Source organism: Lysobacter sp. KACC 24251 (genome assembly GCF_057747755.1).
In genome coordinates this window covers 1207006-1226332 of record NZ_CM173222.1, presented here as the reverse complement: position 1 = coordinate 1226332, position 19327 = coordinate 1207006, and the positions used below count along the sequence as shown (strand labels likewise).

18 protein-coding genes are annotated in these 19327 nt (G+C 66.1%); 10 read left to right on the top strand and 8 right to left on the bottom strand.

Features of this window, described 5'->3' with window-relative positions; all coding sequences use genetic code 11:
- Positions 1–29 precede the first annotated feature (29 nt).
- The 5 genes from AC3ARF_RS05825 (at position 30) to AC3ARF_RS05805 (ending at position 5024) form a co-directional block, all read left to right on the top strand.
- The gene (locus tag AC3ARF_RS05825) at positions 30–764 is read left to right on the top strand and encodes an SDR family oxidoreductase (protein ID WP_498931119.1); all 735 of its coding nucleotides are present in this window, start codon (positions 30–32) and stop codon (positions 762–764) included.
- Entirely contained in the window at positions 758–2203 is a 1446-nt protein-coding gene (locus tag AC3ARF_RS05820) for an efflux transporter outer membrane subunit (RefSeq protein WP_498931118.1), read from the top strand. Before AC3ARF_RS05825 ends, AC3ARF_RS05820 begins: the two co-directional genes overlap by 7 nt.
- 23 nt (positions 2204–2226) lie before the next feature.
- Entirely contained in the window at positions 2227–2670 is a 444-nt protein-coding gene (locus AC3ARF_RS05815) for an RcnB family protein (protein WP_498931116.1), read from the top strand.
- A 223-nt stretch (positions 2671–2893) separates the two neighbouring features.
- Positions 2894–3370 carry a YehS family protein gene (locus AC3ARF_RS05810; RefSeq protein ID WP_498931114.1) on the top strand — a complete coding sequence of 159 codons (477 nt, stop codon included), beginning with the start codon at positions 2894–2896 and terminating at the stop codon, positions 3368–3370.
- Positions 3371–3500: 130 nt separating this feature from the next.
- Positions 3501–5024: an SDR family NAD(P)-dependent oxidoreductase gene (locus AC3ARF_RS05805; protein WP_498931775.1), complete on the top strand. Its 1524-nt coding sequence runs from the start codon at positions 3501–3503 to the stop codon at positions 5022–5024.
- Between the two features lie 192 nt (positions 5025–5216).
- Here AC3ARF_RS05805 and AC3ARF_RS05800 read toward each other — a convergent pair whose 3' ends face one another.
- Complete coding sequence (locus AC3ARF_RS05800; RefSeq protein ID WP_498931773.1) at positions 5217–5471, bottom strand: energy transducer TonB; 255 nt, start codon at positions 5469–5471, stop codon at positions 5217–5219.
- A 509-nt stretch (positions 5472–5980) separates the two neighbouring features.
- Positions 5981–8623 carry an excinuclease ABC subunit UvrA gene (locus tag AC3ARF_RS05795; protein ID WP_498931112.1) on the bottom strand — a complete coding sequence of 881 codons (2643 nt, stop codon included), beginning with the start codon at positions 8621–8623 and terminating at the stop codon, positions 5981–5983.
- Between the two features lie 467 nt (positions 8624–9090).
- Between AC3ARF_RS05795 and AC3ARF_RS05790 the strand changes: the two genes are divergently transcribed.
- Positions 9091–10998, top strand: coding sequence for an autotransporter outer membrane beta-barrel domain-containing protein (locus tag AC3ARF_RS05790; RefSeq protein WP_498931110.1), 1908 nt, complete (start codon positions 9091–9093; stop codon positions 10996–10998).
- 111 nt (positions 10999–11109) lie between these two features.
- Positions 11110–11589 carry a DUF1203 domain-containing protein gene (locus tag AC3ARF_RS05785; RefSeq protein WP_498931108.1) on the top strand — a complete coding sequence of 160 codons (480 nt, stop codon included), beginning with the start codon at positions 11110–11112 and terminating at the stop codon, positions 11587–11589.
- Positions 11590–11645: 56 nt separating this feature from the next.
- On the opposite strand, the gene AC3ARF_RS05780 is transcribed toward AC3ARF_RS05785, so the two are convergent.
- Positions 11646–12107 carry a YybH family protein gene (locus tag AC3ARF_RS05780; protein ID WP_498931106.1) on the bottom strand — a complete coding sequence of 154 codons (462 nt, stop codon included), beginning with the start codon at positions 12105–12107 and terminating at the stop codon, positions 11646–11648.
- Positions 12108–12483: 376 nt separating this feature from the next.
- Here AC3ARF_RS05780 and AC3ARF_RS05775 point away from each other — a divergent pair, with 376 nt between their 5' ends.
- From AC3ARF_RS05775 to AC3ARF_RS05765, 3 genes are all read left to right on the top strand, one after another.
- Positions 12484–13527, top strand: a complete 1044-nt coding sequence (locus AC3ARF_RS05775; RefSeq protein ID WP_498931104.1) for a sensor histidine kinase — start codon at positions 12484–12486, stop codon at positions 13525–13527.
- Positions 13509–14285 (top strand): LytR/AlgR family response regulator transcription factor, encoded by a 777-nt coding sequence (locus AC3ARF_RS05770; RefSeq protein WP_498931102.1) that lies wholly within the window; start codon positions 13509–13511, stop codon positions 14283–14285. The genes AC3ARF_RS05775 and AC3ARF_RS05770 overlap by 19 nt, the downstream gene beginning before the upstream one ends.
- Before the next feature lie 123 nt (positions 14286–14408).
- Entirely contained in the window at positions 14409–14957 is a 549-nt protein-coding gene (locus AC3ARF_RS05765) for an ester cyclase (RefSeq protein WP_498931100.1), read from the top strand.
- Positions 14958–14976: 19 nt separating this feature from the next.
- Here the strand turns inward: AC3ARF_RS05765 and AC3ARF_RS05760 are convergent, their stop codons facing one another.
- The 5 genes from AC3ARF_RS05760 to AC3ARF_RS05740 all read right to left on the bottom strand — a co-directional run bounded on the left by AC3ARF_RS05760 (position 14977) and on the right by AC3ARF_RS05740 (position 19247).
- Entirely contained in the window at positions 14977–15654 is a 678-nt protein-coding gene (locus tag AC3ARF_RS05760) for a hypothetical protein (protein ID WP_498931098.1), read from the bottom strand.
- Positions 15655–15809: 155 nt separating this feature from the next.
- The gene (locus AC3ARF_RS05755; RefSeq protein ID WP_498931096.1) at positions 15810–16079 is read right to left on the bottom strand and encodes a hypothetical protein; all 270 of its coding nucleotides are present in this window, start codon (positions 16077–16079) and stop codon (positions 15810–15812) included.
- Positions 16080–16304: 225 nt separating this feature from the next.
- Entirely contained in the window at positions 16305–16931 is a 627-nt protein-coding gene (locus AC3ARF_RS05750; RefSeq protein WP_498931771.1) for a hypothetical protein, read from the bottom strand.
- A 140-nt stretch (positions 16932–17071) separates the two neighbouring features.
- The gene (locus AC3ARF_RS05745; protein ID WP_498931094.1) at positions 17072–17341 is read right to left on the bottom strand and encodes a hypothetical protein; all 270 of its coding nucleotides are present in this window, start codon (positions 17339–17341) and stop codon (positions 17072–17074) included.
- A 208-nt stretch (positions 17342–17549) separates the two neighbouring features.
- Positions 17550–19247: a winged helix-turn-helix domain-containing tetratricopeptide repeat protein gene (locus AC3ARF_RS05740; RefSeq protein WP_498931092.1), complete on the bottom strand. Its 1698-nt coding sequence runs from the start codon at positions 19245–19247 to the stop codon at positions 17550–17552.
- Positions 19248–19327 lie beyond the last annotated feature (80 nt).

Sequence of the window (19327 nt, the reverse complement as noted above, 5' to 3'; positions counted from 1 at the left end):
TCCCTCCCCTCATTCCAAGGACCTTCCCCATGACCACGCAAGACAAGATCGCCCTCGTCACAGGCGCCACCCGCGGCATCGGCCTGGAGACCGTGCGCCAGCTCGCCGAGACCGGCGTGCACGTCCTCCTCGCCGGCCGCGACCGCGGCAAGGCCGTCGATGCCGCGCTGAAGCTGCAAGCACGGGGCCTGCCGGTCGAGGCCATCGCCCTCGACGTCACCGATGCGGACAGCATCGCCTCCGCCGTGCAGCAGGTGGAAGCACGGCATGGCCGGCTCGACATCCTCATCAACAACGCCGGCATCCTGCTCGACGACCCGGCGCAGAAGGTGTCTGGCCAGTCGCAACAGACTTGGCGCAAGACCTTCGACACCAATGTGTTCGGCGTGATCGCGACGACCCAGGCCTTCCTGCCGCTGCTGCACAAGTCTGCGGCCGCCCGCATCGTCAACGTGTCCAGCATCCTCGGCTCCAATGCCCTGCACAGCGACCCGACGTCTTTCATCTACGACTTCAAGGTGCCGGCCTACAACGTCTCAAAGAGCGCGGTGAACGCATGGACCGTGCAACTGGCGCATGAGCTGAAGGACAGCCGGATCAAGGTCAATACCATCCACCCCGGCTACGTGCAGACCGACATGAACGGCGGCCAGGGCGAGATCAGCGTACCCGAGGGCGCGCGCACCAGCGTCAGGCTCGCGTTGATCGACGAAGACGGCCCGAACGGCGGCTATTACTACCGCGACGAGGTGCTGCCGTGGTGAGGCAACTGGCGTTCAGCGCACTCGCAACCGCCTTGCTGTCGGCGTGCACAGTGGGACCGGATTTCGTGAAGCCGGACATTGCGGCGTCGGTGACCTTCGCCCGGGCGCCGGCAGTGGACGCATCGGCGGCGCCGGCCGTCGCCGACGAACCGTTCTGGGACGCGTTCGGCGACCCCACGCTGTCGGCCCTGGTCGCCGATGCGCTGCTCTCGAACCACGACCTGCGCATCGCGCTGGCCAACCACGACCAGGCCACGGCCCTGCTGCGCGGCGCGCGTCTCGACCGTTTGCCCACCGTCACCGCGGACGCCCAGGCCAGCGATGCGCGCAGCAGTGCAAGCCAGCTTCCCGGCGTGGCACACGAAGACCGCGACACCCGCAGCTACCAGGCTGGTATCGCCGCCAGTTGGGAACTCGACCTGTTCGGTCGGATCCGGCGCAACGTCGAGGCGGGCACGGCCGACGCCGAGGCCAGCGCCGCCGACCTGCGCGCCGCGCAGGTCGTGGTGGCCGGAGACGTGGCCGCGGCCTATGTCGAACTGCGCGGCCTGCAGGAGCGCCTGCGGGTGGCGCGCGCGAACCGCGACAACCAGCAACGCACGCTCGACCTGGTGCAGGCGCGGCTGGACGCCGGCGGCGCCAGCGACTTCGATGGCGCACGCGCACGCGCGCAACTGGAAGCCACGTCCGCACGCATCCCCGAACTGGAAGCGGCGGAAGCGGTGGCGATGCACCGGATCGCGGTGCTCACCGGGCGCACGCCGGACGCGCTGATCGCCACGCTCTCGCAGCCGGCGTCATTGCCTGTGCTGCCTGCGCGGATCGAGCCCGGCACTCCGGCGGACGTGCTGCGCCATCGCCCCGACGTGGGTGCGGCGGAGGCGCGCCTGCACGCAGCCACCGCGCGTATAGGTATTGCCACCGCTGACCTGTTTCCGCGCATCACCCTGGGCGGCCTGCTGGGCACCCAGGCAAGCGCTGCAGGCGCCTTGTTCGAACGCGACAGCCAGACGCGACTGGTCGCGCTCGGCATCGACTGGTCGTTCCTCGACGTAGGCCGCGTGCGCGCACGCATCGCCGCTGCCGACGCGGCCGGTGACGCGGCGTTGGCGCACTACCAGCAATCGGTCCTGCGCGCGCTGCAGGACACCGAGGACGCGTTGGTCCGGCTGGACCGCGCACGACAGGAGGATGAGCACCTGCAGCGCGCGGCGACCGACAGCGCGCGGGCCGCGGACCTGGCGCGGGTGCGCTTTGACGCCGGTGCGACCAGCCTGTTCGAGATGCTCGACGTGGAGCGGTCACGGCTGCAGGCGGAAGACGCCTTCGCCGATGGGCGTGCACGGAGTGCACTGGGTGCCATCGCCCTGTACAAGGCGCTGGCGGGAGGGTGGCCGCAGTCGCCCCCAACGCGTGAATCAGTCGCGGGTCGACGTTGATCGAGCTCAAACCTAAAGGCTGGATGAAGATCGACAAGGAAAAAAGGCGACTCCCGTCAATGTTTCCTCATTGCGACTGGGACAAACGTGGGCAGCATCATAGGATCGCAGCGCAAACCGAAAACTTTGGGGGATCCATGAAACGCCTGCTGTCCGCCGTATTGTTCGGCTTCGTTTTTCTTTCGCCAATGGCGGCCACCGCCAAGAACAAGCACCACGACCGTCACCATCACGATCACCATCACCATCACGATGATGATGACGACCGCCATGAGCACCATCGGCACCGGCACGATTATCGTCGCGGCGTTGTGTACGTCGAAGAGCGCATCTATGTCGATGATTACCGCGACTATGACCTGGCTCCACCGCCCCGCGGTCACCGCTGGGTGCGCAGCCCGGACGGCAAGTACGTCCTGATCGCCGTGGCGACGGGCGTCATCGCCGACATCCTGCTGCACCACTGAGCCGCAGGTAACCGAAGCTCCGGAATGGCCCCGCTCGCGGGGCCATTTGGCACCTCCGGCTCCGCGGGTCTCTGCAGCGACCCAAACGCTCTCGAACCCGTCCATACGCCCTCCCCTCCGCACGTACGGACCCTGCAATGCCGGCCTACAGCGTTGGTCCCGGACCCCTTCGAGGCAGTCGCGCTACCCTGTGCGCGGAATTCAGCCCCCCCCCGGACCCGACGTGATCAACAACGACGTACTACGCAGCATCCGCTACATGCTTGATCTCAGCGACGCCAAGGTCGTGGAGATCATTCGACTGGCGGATGCCGAGTTTCCCCTTGACAAAGCCGACGTGCATGCCTTCCTGAAGAAGGAAGAGGATCCGGACTACGCCGAATGCAGTGACCGGGTCCTCGCTCACTTCCTCGATGGTCTGGTCGTGTACAAGCGTGGCCGCGATGAGAGCCTCCCCCCACGACCGGTGGAAAAGCGCATCACCAACAACGTGGTGCTCAAGAAACTTCGCGTTGCATTCGAACTCAAGGACGTCGACATGCACCGGGCATTCGCCGATGCCGGCTTCCCGATCTCCAAGCCGGAGATGACCGCGCTGTTCCGCCAAGCCGACCACAAGCATTTCCGTCTGTGCGGCGACCAGTTGCTGCGCAACTTCCTGAAGGGTTTGACGCTGCGCATGCGAGGCGCAGGCGCGTAAACCTTTTCCTGCCGTCACGGCGCGTAACACGGACCTATCCTTGAACACCACCGCTGCACCCACGTCTTCCATCGCGCCGGCATCCGACGCACACGCGCCCATCTCCGGCGATCGCCTGCAGACCACCCTCATGCTACTGGACGCGATCATCGCCGACCGCAGCGTGCTCGATACGCTGACCGCAGGACAACGCGAGCGCCTGCTTCAGGCCGTCGCGTTGGTCCACCATCCCGAGCTCCGTGCGCGGCGCGCCAAGTCCAAGGCCCAGGCACGCGAAAGAGCACGGGAAAAAGCCCGCGCCACCGAGGCACTGCTCGACCAGACCGGCATCCGCACCTTGCGTCGCAAGCCGGTGTTCACCACGCCCAACTATTTTCCGCCGCAGGCGCCTGGCCTGCACGACCCCAGCAACCGCGCGTCCGATCCCGTAGCGCACAACGAGTCGCCGGAACTACGTCATTGCTATGTCTGCAAGCAGAAATACACCCGTATCCACCACTTCTACGACCAGTTGTGCCCGACCTGCGCAGAAGTGAATTTCTTCAAGCGCACCGAGACCGCCGACCTGCGCGGGCGCGTGGCGCTGCTGACCGGCGGCCGCGTCAAGATCGGCTACCAGGCCGGCTTGAAGCTGTTGCGCGCGGGTGCGGAACTGATCGTCACCACGCGCTTTCCGCGCGACTCCGCGGCGCGCTATGCGGCCGAGCCGGATTTCGGCGAGTGGGGTCATCGGCTGGAAGTGTTCGGGCTGGACTTGCGCCACACGCCCAGCGTCGAGGCCTTCTGCACCCAGCTGCTGGCCACGCGCGAGCGCCTGGATTTCATCATCAACAACGCCTGCCAGACGGTGCGTCGCCCGCCGGCGTTCTACGCGCACATGATGGCCGGCGAGACCGCCGCCCTGCACAGCATGCCCGCCGACGTGCGCAAGCTGATCGGCCAGTACGAAGGCCTGCGCATTGCCGACCTGTTGTCCGATGCCAATGCGACCGTGCTGCAGGCGGGCCATCATGACCTGGCCAGTGCGGCGGGTCTCACCCGCGCCGCCGAACTGTCACAGGTGCCCTTGCTGGCCGACGAACTGCTGGGCCAGGCCCACCTGTTCCCCGAGGGCCGGCTCGACCAGGACCTGCAGCAGATCGACCTGCGCGGACGCAATTCATGGCGTTTGCAGATGGACGAAGTCCCGTCGGTGGAGCTGCTGGAAACGCAACTGGTCAACGCGGTGGCGCCGTTCATCATCAATGCGCGACTGAAACCGCTGATGCTGCGCACGCCCAATGGCGAGCACGCCACGCGTGACAAGCACATCGTCAATGTCTCCGCGGTCGAAGGCCAGTTCTACCGCAACTTCAAGACCACCAAGCACCCGCACACCAACATGGCCAAGGCCGCGCTCAACATGATGACGCGCACCGCGGCCGCCGATTACCACGGCGACGGCATCCACATGAACAGCGTGGACACCGGCTGGGTGACCGACGAGGATCCGGCCGAGATCGCCGCCCGCAAGATCGTCGAGGAACGCTTCCATCCGCCGCTGGACATCGTCGATGGTGCCGCCAGGATCGTGGATCCGATCATCCACGGCTTCAACACGGGCGAGCACGTGTGGGGGCAGTTCCTGAAGGACTACGCGCCGACGGATTGGTGAGGGGCTGCAACAGGCTCGGCGACCGGCGGCGGGTGCGTGGGAACTGCGCGCCAATGTCGCGGCGCATCTCTTCCAGCGCCCGCTCCGCCCCCCGGCCAGCGCTCCTGCCTACCTGCGGGTCATGAAGCAGTCCGACATCACCCCCCGATGCCCGCCACCAAATCGGCCCGGACATGGATCAAGGCCGTGACGCTACCTAACGCCCGCGTTGACCTCACGTGCGGCCTGTTCCTGCTTCATCTTGCTGGTGCGAAGGTCGTACTCCAGATGAACCTGACAACGCGCAGGCACCGCCTTCCCCGCGTGCGTCGCAGGTCTGAATCTCCATGCGGCCAACGTAGCGTTGGCCGCTTTCGCAATGATCGGGGGATCCGTTGCGTCGCTTCGGATGTTCCGGGGGCGACCCTTCGTGTCAACGTCGAATTTCACCGTGACTTTCCAGTACATGTCGTAGCGAAGCGCGAACTGATCGTATCGCCACACAAGGTCGCTTGGGGGTGAAGGCCTCGCCATCTGCGTAACCCATGGCTGCTCATCAAACTCCCCTTCGCAAGCCGCGAAATTGGGCTTCGACCCGTCCTTGAGGAGAGGGAGTTCGGGGCCCTGCGCCATCGCGGGGCACCAAAGCGACAACGTCGCAACCAGAAGTACAAGGGCACCGCGCCCGAACCGTTGTTTGGTCGCGTCCTGGATAGCCATGGACCCTATTGTTGCCAGCTGCATGAAGCTCTCCCTTGTCCCCATCGTGACCGGTGAATCCGGCCCAAGACCTTCATATCGTAAATCCAATGCGACACCAGTCGAGCAAGCCGCTACCAAGAATAGGTCTGCGGCGTCGCACGCTTGATCGCCTTCTTCTCCTCAGCCTTGCTGCTGGCCATCGTGGCCGGAGCCCATGACGTCGCTGCGCAGCGCAGCGGAGTCCTCCCGCGGGGCGCGCAGCAGCACTGCCGCGATCAACCCCGCAACGCCGCCCCCAAAAACCTCGCCGTCAAACTCCCCTCCACCCGCGCCACCCGCTCCGGCGGTCCCTCCACAACAATCTTCCCCCCGCGCTCACCCGCGCCCGGCCCCATGTCGATCACCCAATCGGCCTGGGCGACGACGCGCATCTCGTGTTCGATCACCACTACGGTGTTGCCCGCGTCGACCAATCGATGCAACTGCGCCATCAGACGGTCGACGTCCGCGGCGTGCAGCCCGGTGGTGGGTTCGTCCAGCACGTACAGGCTGCGGCCGCGCTGGCTGCGCTGCAGCTCGGTCGCCAGTTTGATGCGCTGGGCCTCGCCCCCGGACAGCTCGGTGGCGGGCTGGCCCAGGCGCAGGTAACCCAGGCCGATCTCGCGCAGCAGGTGCAGCGGGCGGGCGACGGCGTCTTCGCCCAGGAAAAACTCCGCGGCCTGTTCCACCGTCATGCGCAGCACTTCGGCGATGTTGCGGCCGTTCCATTGCACCTGCAGCGTGGGGTCGTTGTAGCGCGCTCCTTGGCAGGCCGGGCACGGGGCGTGGACGCTGGGCATGAACAGCAACTCGACGCTGACCACGCCCTCGCCTTCGCAGGTGTCGCAGCGCCCCTTGGCCACGTTAAACGAGAAGCGCCCGGCGTCGAAGCGGCGGCGGCGCGCGTCGGGCGTGGCGGCAAACAGCTTGCGTACGTGGTCAAACAGGCCGGTGTAGGTGGCCAGGTTGGATCGCGGGGTGCGGCCGATCGGTTTCTGGTCCACCTGCACCAGCCGCTGCACGGCATCGACATCGCCGGCGAGGTGGCCGCGCGTGCGTTCAAGCACGGTCGGCGCATCGGGCGTGTCGTCGTCGCTGTCCTCGGGTTCGTGGCCCAGGTGCAGGCGGACCAGTTCGGCCAGCGCCTGCGCGATCAGGCTGGACTTGCCGGAGCCGGATATGCCGGTGACCGCGGTCAGGACGCCCAACGGTATGCGCGCGTCCAATCCGTGCAGGTTGTGGCGGTGCAGGCCGCGCAACTCGAGCCATCCGGACGGTGCGCGCGCGTGGCTGGCGGGCGCTGGCGTGGCGCCGAACAGGTACTGCGCCGTGCGCGACGAGCTGACGTCCGCGAGCCCGGCCGGCGGTCCGCTGTACAGCACCCGCCCTCCACGCTCACCGGCGTCGGGGCCCACGTCGACCAGCCACTCCGCGCGGCGCATCACCTCGAGGTCGTGCTCCACCACGAACACCGAGTTGCCGGCGTCGCGCAGTTGTTCCAGCGCGTCGTACAACGCCTGGCTGTCGGCCGGGTGCAGGCCGGCGGATGGCTCGTCCAGCACGTAGACCACGCCAAACAGGTGCGAGCGCAGCTGCGTGGCCAGCCGCAGGCGCTGCAGTTCGCCCGGCGACAGCGTCGGCGTGGTGCGGTCCAGCGACAGGTAGCCCAGCCCCAGCGCCTGCAGCGTGTGCAGGCGCGCGACGACGCCTTCGGCCAGGCGCTGCGCGGCCAGTTGCTTCTCCTCGGACAGCGCCGGGGTGCGGCGCACGTCAGGGGCGGCGGCATGGGTGGCCTGCTTCGCCGCGGCGCGCTTGGCGCGGTCACGCTTGGTCACAATGCGATCGGTGGTTTCGCCGCCGGCGTGGGCCGCAAATTCCCCGCGCGCCACCGGCTGCAGCAGTTCTACCACCCGGTCCAACGGCAGCCGTGACAGCTCGCCGATGTCGACGCCGGCAAACGTCACCGACAGGGCCTCGCGCTTGAGCCGCTTGCCGTCGCACTGCGGACACACGCGGCCCTCCATGTAGCGAGACACGCGCTTCTTCATCAGCGCGCTCTGGGTGGTGGCAAAGGTGTGCAGCACGTAGCGGCGCGCGCCGGTGTAGGTGCCCATGTAGCTGGGCTCGGTCTTGCGGCGCAGCGCGGCGCGGGTTTCGGCCGGGGTGAACCCCGCGTACACCGGCACGGTCGGGGTCTCCTCGGTGAACAGGATCCAGTCGCGGTCCTTCTTGGGCAGGTCCTTCCACGGCTTGTCGATGTCGTAGCCCAGCGTGACCAGGATGTCGCGCAGGTTCTGCCCGTGCCACGCCGGCGGCCACGCGGCAATCGCCTTCTCGCGGATGCTCAGCGAACGGTCGGGCACCATCAGCGCCTCGGTGACCTCGTACACGTGGCCCAGCCCGTGGCAGCGCGGACATGCGCCCTGCGGCGTGTTGGGCGAGAAGTCCTCGGCGTAGAGCATCGCCTGCCTGGGCGGGTAGGCGCCGGCGCGCGAGTACATCATCCGCACCAGGCTCGACAGCGTGGTTACGCTGCCCACGCTGGAGCGCGCGTTGCTCGCGCCGCGCTGCTGCTGCAGGGCAATGGCCGGCGGCAGGCCCTCGATGGCGTCTACGTCCGGCACGCCGGCCTGGTCGATCAGTCGCCGCGCGTACGGCGCGACTGATTCGAAGTAGCGGCGTTGCGCCTCCGCGTAGATCGTGCCGAAGGCCAGCGACGACTTGCCCGATCCGGAGACGCCGGAGAACACGACCAACTGGTCGCGCGGAATGTCGAGGTCGACATCCTTCAGGTTGTGCTCGCGCGCGCCGCGGACGCGGACGAAACCGGCATCGCGGGCGACGGCGCGGGCGTTCCGGGTATGCCCGACGTGGCTCATGTCGGGGCTGGGCGCCCCCTTCGCACTGGATTGGCGCGGCATTGCGGCGAACCTGCAGGAAAAGTTCACGTTAGTCCCGCGGCGTGAACGCTGGGTGGGGGAAGACGACCGCGACGCACCTCCGACGGTCGGATGAATGGCGCACCCAGCAGTCGCCCCCCCTGATCGGGTGAGGTCGGCGCCCGCGGTTTTTCCGTTTCCAGCAGTGTGCGCATCCGCAACCAGGGACTGCCATGAGCGTTCAGCGCTGCCTGTCGTTGGCGGTCATCGCCGCCGTGTGTTGGCTGACTACCGGCTGTGGCGGCGGAGGCGGGGGAGTGCGGCCCGAGGCGCCGGCGAATCCCCCTCCCCCTCCCTCTCCACCTCCACCTCCACCGCCCCCACCACCCCCACCTCCACCGCCGGGCCCATCGGGACCTTGCCTGCCCCCACACACAGCCGACTGCGTGGTGGTGGAACCCGGTCGGATGCTCGGCGGCCGTGACAGTTCGTTCGGATTGAACATCGGCCTGCCCTATGACTTCGGGTTGGAAGTTGGCGATGGCAGTTCGCCAGGCGCCCGGTATGTATTCGCTGGCGGCACGTCGGTGACGGGCGGTGGCTACCTCGAGGTTTCGCCGTTCAACACGCTCGTCTCCAACGTCGAGGTGGATGGATTCAGCTCGCTGACGGTGGAGGGCACCGTCGAAGGGAACATTCTCAACAGCCCGCGCTTCGATCCAGCCGACGGCAGCCGGGTATACATCGACTTGACGGGCCAGGTGCAAGGCAACTTGGACAACGCCGGCACTGCCGTATTGCTGGGCCACTTGACCGGCAACGTGGTCAACACGGGCGCAATGAATTTCATGGGTCTGGTGGACGGCGCCGTCACCAATAGCGGAAGGATGATCGTGACAGGCTTCGCCGTTTTCCAGCCGGACACCTTCGGCACCATCAACGGCAACTTCACCCAGACCGAAGGCGGCAACTTCGTATTCAAGTTCGCGCCAAACGACCCGTCGTTCCAGGCAGGGCCGCTGCAGGTCACCGGGCAAGCGCAACTGGCCGGCACCCTGGAGCTCGGCGTGTACGAAGATGCCTGGGGTCCATATCCATTGCCCGGTGCCGCATCGCAGCACCTGATCCACGCGAACGGGGGCGTGACTGGACAGTTCGCACAATGGACCTCGCCGGGATTGTTCCTTGAAGGCAGCGTGCGCTATGCCAGCAACGACGTCTGGTTCGACCTGACCCGCATCTCCATGCAGGCGGTGATGGCCGCCAACGCCGTCACGCCGCAGATCGTCTCCACTGCCGCCAACCTGGACCGCGTGTTCGACGTGGTCGATCGCATTGCGGGCACCGCACCCGGCAGTCTGGACCCGGCGCTACGCCAACTGCTGTCCTCCGCCGGCTCCGTGCTGCGCATTGACGACCTGGCGCAGGCAACCCGCACGCTGGACAGCCTGTCCGGCCAATCCCTCGCCGCGCTTCATGGCGGGCTTCGGGACAATTTTGACCCGCTTGGCCCGCATTGGTCGCAGATCCGGCAATGGCGCGATGCCCCTGCGTCCCACCAGGCGTGGGTGGCAACGGCATCACCTTCGGCCGCCAACAGCGGCCCAGACTGGATGCCAGGGAGATCGGAAGCAGCCCTGATGAGCGGAGTCACCCGCCGCTTGGGCCCGCAACTGCTGGTCGGCGCCGCCACTGGCCGTGGCGATGCCTGGATGGCACATGACGGTGACAGCCGCACACGCAGCGTGGAATCCCTCGCCATGCTCCATGGCCATGTCTGGCGTGGTCCATGGCATGCCCATGCCGAACTACGCGGGAGTCGCGGCATGGTGGACACCTGGCGCGACATCGACGTCGGCGACCGGCGCACCCACCGCGCCTTCGCGGACTTCGGCATCGTGCGCATGCGCGCGCGCCTGGAGGGCGGCCTTGACCACCCGCTGGGCGGCGGCCAGCTCACGCCGTACGCCGCACTGCAATACGACCGGGTGCACAGCGGTGCGTTCACCGAGGCGGGCGACACCGGTATGGAACTGCAGGTCCAACCCGCCACCAGCCGACGTACCAGCGTCGAGCTTGGCGTGCGAATGGCACGCGACTGGCGACGCCGATCCGGATGGCTGCGGCTCGAGGCGGCAGCGGCCCACCGCCACGCGCTAAGCACCGACGGTGGCCTGACGGCAGCGTTCACCGGCGTGCCCGGTGTGATGTTCCAGATCGACGATGCGGCCGCGTCCACCCAGCAGTCCTGGTTCGACCTGAAACTGGAAGCGGGGCGTGGCGCCTGGTGGTCCACCGCGTTTCGTTATCGCTGGAGCGCGGACGACGCCCTCCTCGACCGCGGGTGGTGGCTGGAATTCGAGCGCAACCTTTGACCGTCCACTTCGGCATGACGTACCCGTGGCAACTGCGCTGTCCGATTTCGGCGAGTACGCTGGGCAAACATCGCTGATCCTTCCCACTCGCAAACCGCTTGGGATTCAACGATGCCCTGCTTTCAGCTCTCCGGCCTTGATCATGAGCAATTCCATCACCTGTTTGCTCTTTCAGACGAGAAGCTACAGGCCATTAATGCCGAGCGGCACGTGGCCACTGCCAGCTTTGGGTTCCCTTGCAGGGTCAGCTTGCAGGACGCCGAAATTGGCGAGGAACTGCTCCTTCTCCCGTATTGGCATCAATCGGAGATGTCGCCATACCGCGCATCCGGTCCAATTTTTATCCGTCGTTCCGCCAGCCGTTGCGTGCTTGAAGCTGGGATCGTGCCTGCCTACGTGACCCGACGTCTCATGTCCCTACGTGCTTATGACGCTGCACACATGATGGTGGACGCGTCTGTATGCGATGGACCTTCGGTTTCGAACGAGCTGGACCGGATGTTCGCCAATGAAGACGTCGCTTACATACACCTTCACAACGCGAAACGCGGGTGTTTTTCGTGTGTGGCAAACCGGATCCAAGCCGCCTGAATTAGCAGGCGGCTTGGGGTTGAGTGTGTCGAGCCCGCCTTACACGCGTTACCGGGTTACTTCGTGGCGGAGGGCGGTGGATCATCGGACGGATGGTCGACCACGTACAGCCAGCGGCCATTGACCTTCTTCGACACATCGGTGAAGCGTCCGCGCTGCACCGCCTCCGCGCCGTTGGACTTGTTGACCATCCGGATCTCGTAGGTCCCCCAGGCCGTGCGGGTGTCGCCCTCGCCCATCACGTGCCCGATTACAGTCAACTTCACGTCCTTGATCTCCATTGCGGAGAAGAAATGGGCGAAGCCATCGCGGATGGCCTCTCGGCCTTGGGCCATGGAGCCCCCCGGAAACCAGATGATCCCGTCTTCGGCATAGCAGGCGGCCACGGCATTCGCGTCGGACGCCATGAAGGCCTTCGAGAAGCACTCACCCGCCGATGTCTCGGCATCCGCGGCCAGTGCCGCACCTGCCCACAAAGCCATGCCACAAAGCAGGGGCGCGATTCGAAGATGGTGCATTGCCAGGTCTCCCGAGGCCGTGCACTGAAGGACACGCATCCGAGCAGGGGAACGCTGGCAGAGGTCGAAATCGGCCAGCAGAAAGACCGGATCTCCCGCCGCAGCCTCCACTCACCCCACTGCGGCCCCCACTCGTCCCTCCCCAACCCACCGGAATCCGCGACCAAAGCATGATTCCCCCACGCATCGCGGGAGCCCGTCATGACGAACTGCAATCGCCCCTCGCCCGGGCTGATAAGGCAATTCGGTATGCTGCCCGCGCCGGCGATGGGGTCGGCGACTGGAGGCAGCCCGGCCGATGGCACAGCTCGCTAAGGAAGCGCACGACGGGGCGCCAACAGTGGCGGAACGCGGGTCCCCATTCGGCCGCCGGGGTATGGCCATCCTGGCGGCGTGGACGCTGGTCGCGATGCTCTTCGCCGGGCAGGCCTGGTTTGCCGCACATGTGCGCGGCGAACCGTTAGCGTGGGCACGTGCCAGTGCGATCTGGCTCGTGTGGGCCGCGGTCTGGGCTGCCCTCACGCCGATCGCGCTGCGACTCGAGGCGCGGTTCCCGCTCCAGCGACCCCGCTTGCTTGGCGCGCTTGCGGTGCACGGCATCGCTTCACTGGCCTGCGCCCTGGTCAACCTGGCGCTCTTCGCGCTGGCGGCGCCCGTCATCGGTGCGACCCAGGTGGAACCCACTTGGCTCGGCACCTTCAGCCGGCTGCTGGGAACGACGCTCCTGCTGAACCTCCCGGTGTATTGGCTGATCGTCGCCGCGGCACATGTGGAGCGACTCGTGCGGACCGCCCGGGAAAGGGATCGTCGGCAACTCCGCCTCGAAGCGCAGCTGGCCGATGCCCGCCTGCAGACATTGCGCACCCAGCTGCAGCCACACTTCCTGTTCAACGCCCTCAACACGATCTCGGTGCTGATGCACGAGAACGTAGACTCGGCAGATCGGATCCTCCTGCAGCTGAGCGCGTTGCTGCGCCGCTCGTTGGACAGCACCGACGCGCATGAGGTGACCCTCGGCGAAGAGATCGCCTTTCTCCAGAACTATCTCGAGATCGAGCAGGCCCGTTTCGGCGGGCGTCTGAGCTACCGGGTACTCATTCCTGATCAGGTTCTCGAAGCGCGGGTTCCGAACCTGATCCTGCACCCCCTGGTCGAGAACGCGCTGCGCCATGGATTGGCCACGCGCGCCGGCCCGGGGCGAGTGGACATCATGGCGTACCGGCAGGGCGACTCCCTCCTGCTGAGCGTTGTTGATGACGGCCACGGGCTGCCACCGGCCACGACCGAACGCGTTGGCCTCGCAAACACCCGGGCACGGTTGCGCTTGCTGTATGCGGGCAGGCAACGCTTCGACGTGCGAAATTCCGATGACGGCGGCGTCATCGCCGAGATCGAGCTACCTTGGCGCACGGCCCCATGACCATCCGCGTACTGATCGTTGACGATGAACCGATCGCCCGCCGCGGGATACTGCGGTTGCTGCAGCAGGAGCCGGACATCGAAGTGGTCGAAGAGTGCGGTGACGGTGCAGCTGCAATCGCGGCGATCAGCGCGCTTTCGCCTGACCTCGTGTTCCTCGATGTGCAGATGCCCGAACTCGATGGGTTCGCCGTCATTGAAGCCATCGGCGGCAACCGCATGCCAGCGGTCGTATTCGTGACCGCATTCGATCAACACGCGGTGCGCGCGTTCGATGCGCAAGCGCTCGACTATGTGCTCAAGCCGATCGATCCGGAACGCTTTCGCCGTGCACTGCAGCGCGCCCGCTCCCACCTGGCCCATCCTGATGAGGGCTTCGTCCGCCGCGTTTCCGAGGCGTTGAAGTCGATCGACCGAGGCGAGCTGCAGCGGTACCCATTGCGACTCGCAATCCGCTCGGAGGGTCGCGTTCGATTGCTCGACATCGACGAGGTCGACCGCATCGTCGCCGCAGGGAATTACGTCGAGATCCACACAGGCGCGAAGCAGCACCGGATGCGCGAGACGATGGCCAGCCTTGAGTCCCGCCTGGACCCACAACGCTTCATACGGGTATCACGGGCGGCATTCGTCAGCATTGCCCAGATTCGCGAAGTGCAGCCACTGTTCAATGGAGACTTCGTCGTTCTCCTCAAGAATGGCGCGCAAGTGAACGGCAGCCGCCGCTATCGGGCGGCGCTGGACGTGTTGCTGCGCTGAGCGCCGTCACTGCGCAGCCGCTACTCGTCCCGCCGCCGCGCCCGTCCGCCACCAAGGGGCGCGCGAGCGGCTGCAAGCGACCTCATGATCCGCAACACGCACTCATGCGTTACGGAGCTGATCATGAAAACGTACAACCTCCTGCTGTCCGCAGTGACCGCCAGCGTCGTCCTCACCGGCGTAATTCCCTGCGGGGCGAATGCGCCTGACGGCGTTGGCGCTGAGTCCCTGGAGCTCAACAAGTCAGTCACCCGCCGGGTGTACGAGGAAGGCCTCAACCAGGGGCGATTCGAGGTGCCCTACAGTTCGGACTTCGTCGGCCACGGCGGCAGGGCCACCTTTACCCATGCCGATGGCATGGCCGAAGCCCAGGGATGGCGCAAGGCGTTTCCAGACCTGAAGATCACGGTCGACAAACAGGTGGCGGAACGGGATCTGGTGGCGGTGCGCTGGACGGCGCGCGGGACCAACACCGGCGCCGGCAATGGCATTCCGGCCACCGGTCGCGCGGTGCAAATCACGGGCACGACGCTGTTCCGGATGGCTGATGGGCGAATTGCTGAGGAATGGACCTGCGCCGATTCGCTTGGGCTTATGAAACAGCTGGGCCTGTTGGCCACGCCGGCAGCGACGCCGAAGGCCGAAAGAAGCGCTTCTGCTGGTGCCCGCTAACCCAGGCCGACGCAGCGTCTCACTGGCGGGCGGACCGTGCGTCTCTACCCTCGTCACGTTGCGTAGTCGCGCGACTTTGCACGAACTCCGGGAAGGTCTCCGCTAGCGATGCCTTGTCCGGCAAGACGTAGAACACCCCGCCCCGCTCGAACGTTGGACGGATGATCTGCTCGTAGAACTCTGGGGAGACGTTGATGCAGCCATGAGTGACGCGGTTGTCGTCCGGCGTAGGCGATGCAAGCCGTTCGGGGCGTCTCTCGGCCGGGACGTTAGCGGTAGGGTGGATGGAAACTGCGGAATCGTAGTCCACCCACAGCACGCGTCCAGCGTCGATTGACGGACCGTAACCGCCCACAAAACGACCAGCAGGCGTGGTGCGATCCCGGCCCGGAATCTCGCGAAGAGCGAGACCGGCGACGCCCGGGGCTATGTGATCGCCCACCGCCGAGCCAAAGAGCCCAGGTGCAGCGCCACGAAGCCGGCCGTCGCCCCCGAACACCAGAACTTGTGCGGCAGCCTTGTCTATGACCGCGAACGGATAGCCTTGGCTGTCCTCGGTGGCGACAACCCAGCCCGCGAGTTCGGTCACCGTGTCGGACACTTCTTGGCTGGGTGGAAGCTGGTCGACCGCAGCCACCGGCTTCTCGGCAGAATCCTCGGCGCTGGCCACGCCGACGCTCACGAACGCAAGCGCCATCGCCAGCGCGCCATAAGCAACTCGGATCGCGGGGTGTGTGAGCGTACGGATGGGACGATTCCTTGAAACGAAGACTGGATGAAGGCAAGGAGACCGGTGGCCAGCAGGCCACCGGTCACGGTTCAAGCCGCTCGTCGCGAATTGCGCAAGAGCGATTAACCGCGGGGCACGCGACGCGGCGACGATTCGAGCCTCTGGACGCGGCCTTCAATCTGATCCAGGCGCTGGTTGGCCTGCTGCGCGGACTGGTTGGCGGATTCGGCGCTCTGGGCCGCGCTCTGCACCTTCGAGTCGAGCTGATCGAGGCGTGAGTTGATCCCTGCAAACTCGTCGTCGTAGGTAGCGCAGGCGGACAGTCCCAGGGTGGCGACGATCGCCACGGCGAACGTACGCGCCATCACCAGATGTTGCTTGTTCGGAAACATGCCAATTCTCCTTCGTCGGGGGTACGGAAATACAGCGGCCTTCTTGCCGGGCCATGATGACGCTGGCAGACGTTGATGGATTGTGAAGATGTGGCAATCCCGGCTTTCACCCGTAGGGTGTACGCGGACGGCCCCAACCAAGCCAGCTAAACCGAGCCCAATGGAGCGTCGCATTGCCGCCGAATTACTTGCGCGCGCCCTCCGCGCCTTCCCTCGTTGCGCTGCTTAGTCGCGACTTTGCGCGAACTCCGGGAAGGTCTCCGCCAGCGATGCCTTGTCCGGCAAGATGTAGAACACCCCGCCGCGCTTGAACGTCGGTCGGAGGACCTGCTCGTAGAAGTCGGGCGCGACGTTGATGCAGCCATGAGTGACGCGGTTGTCGTCCGGCGAACGCGATGCAAGGCGTTCGGCGCGTTTCTCGCCCGGGACGTTGGCGGTAGGGTGGATGGAGACCGCGGAATCGTAGTCCACCCACAGCACGCGCCCAGCGTCGATTGACGGACCGAAGCCGCCCACGTAGCGACCCGCGGGCGTCGTGCGATCCTTGCCCGGGATCTCGCGAAGCGCGAGGCCGGCGATGCCGGGGGCCGTGTGATCGCCAACTGCCGAGCCAAAAAGCCCAGGGGCCGCGCCGCGAAGCCGACCGTCGCCGCCGAACACCAGGATCTGTGCGGCGGCCTTGTCGATGACGGCGAACGGATAGCCTTGGGTGTCCTTAGCGCCGACAACCCAGCCCGCGAGTTCAATCACCGTCTTGGAAACCTTTTGGCCTCGCGGAAGCTGGTCGACAGCAGAGACCGGTTGCGCGACGGCATCTTCGGCGCTGGCCGCGTCGAAGCTCGCGAATGTCATCGCCAGCGCCAGCGCGGCATGCGCGGCCCAAGTCGCAGGGTGCATGCGAGTTCTGATGGGAAAGTTCATTGGAACGAAGACTGGGTAGTGAGAAGAACCCGGTGGCCCGCAAAGGCCACCGGGTCATGCTTCAAGCGCGATCAGCCGCGCGGCACGCGGCGCGGCGAGGATTCAAGATTCTGGACGCGGCCTTCAATCTGATCCAGGCGCTGGTTGGCCTGCTGCGCGGACTGATTGGCGGCGTCGGCACTCTGGGCCGCGCTCTGCACCTTCGCGTCGAGCTGATCCAAGCGCGAGTTGATCCCTGCAAACTCGTCCTTGTAGGTGGCGCAGGCGGAAAGGCCCACAGAGGCAACGATCGCCACGCCGAGCGTACGCGCCATCACGAGGTGTTGCTTGGTCAAGAACATGCCAACTCTCCTTTGTTTGGGGTCCCGGGAATATAGCGGCGTTTTGGTGTAACGCAGGAACACGCCTTCAGCTAAGGTTCGGATACGCAAAAAAAGCGTGAAATTGGTCGCATCCGACAGCACTACTGCATAGCGCTCCCTGTGAGCGAGGGCAAAGGACGACTAGCAAGGCAATTGAATGGGGCTGGCCGCCCCGACGGATGCCGTGTCAACCCGCCAACCGCCCCAATCTCCCAAACGCCTTCCCAATCAGCCTCGTATGCTCCGGCTGCTGGAACTGGAACGCACGAAGGAAATCCGCCACGCCATACGCCGGCTTGGCCTCACGCACCCGGGCGAAATGCGCCCGCGCAGCATCGTCATTCCCCGCCAACACCTCGCACACCGCGGCCATCGCCACCAGGTGATAGTGCGCGTTGGGCAGACGCACCCCACGCGACATCAGCTGCGCTGACTGTCGGTAATCGCCCCGCAACGCCAGGCTGAAGGCGCGCACGCCCATCATCGCCGAGCCCATCGGGTCGTACGGGCTCAGGCGCAATGCCTTGTCCGCCCGCTCGATGCTGTGCACCGTATCGCCCGCCTGCATCAGGGCAAACCCAAGCGTGTACTGGCCCACGGCGAAGCTGGGGTTCAGCGCCGTGCTGCTGCGCAGCTCACCCAGTGCGTCATCCATGTCACCCTGCAGCAGGTGCACGCGCCCCAACGCCCAATGACCCAGCGGGTCGCGCGGATTGAGGGAAACGCTCTGCTGCGCCAGCTCCAACGACCGCTGCAGCTCGCCCTTTCGATCCCCCGAGAGCTCGAGGAACGCCCGCTGCCAGTGCACGAACGACAGGCAGGCATAGGTGCGCGACAGATTAGGATCAAGTCGCGCCGAGAGCTCGAAGCACCGGCGGGCTTCCTCGAAGTCCGCGGCGTTGAACCGGTACATGTGCCAATAGCCCCGGTGGTAGGCGCTCCATGCGTCCAGGTTCGCCGGCGTCTCCAACAACGCCCGCTGCTGCTCTGCCATTTCCACCTCGTTGGAGATCGAACTGACGATCTGGTCGGTGATCTGCTCCTGCGTCTCGAACATATAGTCCAGACCGCACTGGAAGCCCTCTGCCCACAGCTCCCGCCCCTGGGTCGCGTCGGCCAGCGCGGCGTGCACACGCAACCCGGTTCTGGAGAACTGGATGTTGCCCTGCACCACGTAGCGGACGCCCAGCTTGCGGGAAACCTCGCGTGCGTCATGTAAACCCGGGGCAAAACTGAAGGCCGTGCCGCGGGCAATCACGAAGAACGAACGGGTTCGCGCGATGCGGGTCATGACGTCGTGGGTCAGCCCACGCGCCAAGTTGACGTGCTCGGCATCGCCATCGGTGGCGAAGGGCAGGATCACGATCGACGGCTGCGTCGGCAGGGCCAGTTCGAGGGTGTCTCCGGAGTCCGCATCAGCCTCACCCCGCGCAGACGCAGCTGTCACCACCGCAGGCCGCCTGCCCCCACACGGACGCACCCTGACCGCGGGCACCAACTGGTAGCCCATCCCGCGCACCCCACGGAGGTAGCGCGAACGCTCCGCGTTGTCATCCAGCGCACGCCGCAGCAGCAACACGCGTTGGCTCAGTGTTTCCGGTGACAGCAGGCGGCCGCGCCAGACTCGCGCAGCCAGGTCTTCATGGGTAAGGAGCGCCGGTGCGGCCTCCACCAAGGCCAGCAGCAGCTCGTAGGTGAGCCGGGGCATCGGAAGGCGGGTGAGGCCGCGAAACACCGCGCGCTGCCGCGTGTCCAGCGTCAGGTCAGCGAACTCGAAGATCACCTGCGGCGGGGTGCCCGCCGTCGTTGCATCGGCCATCGTCACGCCCAGCGTCGCCGGTTGCCCGCGCCGGCCCAGCGTATCCCACCTCCCCGCAATCTTCATTGAAAGTTGATCGTGGCTTCATGCAGCACGCCTGCGACGGTGCAAGCCTTGGAGCACCCGCAATCGCCTGCTCCATCCAT

Coding starts and splice junctions, on each gene's coding strand:
- AC3ARF_RS05825 (WP_498931119.1), top strand. CDS start 30: ATGACCACGCAAGACAAGATCGCCCTCGTCACAGGCGCCACCCGCGGC.
- AC3ARF_RS05815 (WP_498931116.1), top strand. CDS start 2,227: ATGAAGATCGACAAGGAAAAAAGGCGACTCCCGTCAATGTTTCCTCAT.
- AC3ARF_RS05805 (WP_498931775.1), top strand. CDS start 3,501: ATGCTACTGGACGCGATCATCGCCGACCGCAGCGTGCTCGATACGCTG.
- AC3ARF_RS05800 (WP_498931773.1), bottom strand. CDS start 5,471: ATGTACTGGAAAGTCACGGTGAAATTCGACGTTGACACGAAGGGTCGC.
- AC3ARF_RS05795 (WP_498931112.1), bottom strand. CDS start 8,623: ATGAGCCACGTCGGGCATACCCGGAACGCCCGCGCCGTCGCCCGCGAT.
- AC3ARF_RS05790 (WP_498931110.1), top strand. CDS start 9,091: ATGCTCGGCGGCCGTGACAGTTCGTTCGGATTGAACATCGGCCTGCCC.
- AC3ARF_RS05785 (WP_498931108.1), top strand. CDS start 11,110: ATGCCCTGCTTTCAGCTCTCCGGCCTTGATCATGAGCAATTCCATCAC.
- AC3ARF_RS05780 (WP_498931106.1), bottom strand. CDS start 12,107: ATGCACCATCTTCGAATCGCGCCCCTGCTTTGTGGCATGGCTTTGTGG.
- AC3ARF_RS05775 (WP_498931104.1), top strand. CDS start 12,484: ATGGCCATCCTGGCGGCGTGGACGCTGGTCGCGATGCTCTTCGCCGGG.
- AC3ARF_RS05765 (WP_498931100.1), top strand. CDS start 14,409: ATGAAAACGTACAACCTCCTGCTGTCCGCAGTGACCGCCAGCGTCGTC.
- AC3ARF_RS05760 (WP_498931098.1), bottom strand. CDS start 15,654: ATGGCGCTTGCGTTCGTGAGCGTCGGCGTGGCCAGCGCCGAGGATTCT.
- AC3ARF_RS05755 (WP_498931096.1), bottom strand. CDS start 16,079: ATGTTTCCGAACAAGCAACATCTGGTGATGGCGCGTACGTTCGCCGTG.
- AC3ARF_RS05750 (WP_498931771.1), bottom strand. CDS start 16,931: ATGACATTCGCGAGCTTCGACGCGGCCAGCGCCGAAGATGCCGTCGCG.
- AC3ARF_RS05745 (WP_498931094.1), bottom strand. CDS start 17,341: ATGTTCTTGACCAAGCAACACCTCGTGATGGCGCGTACGCTCGGCGTG.
- AC3ARF_RS05740 (WP_498931092.1), bottom strand. CDS start 19,247: ATGAAGATTGCGGGGAGGTGGGATACGCTGGGCCGGCGCGGGCAACCG.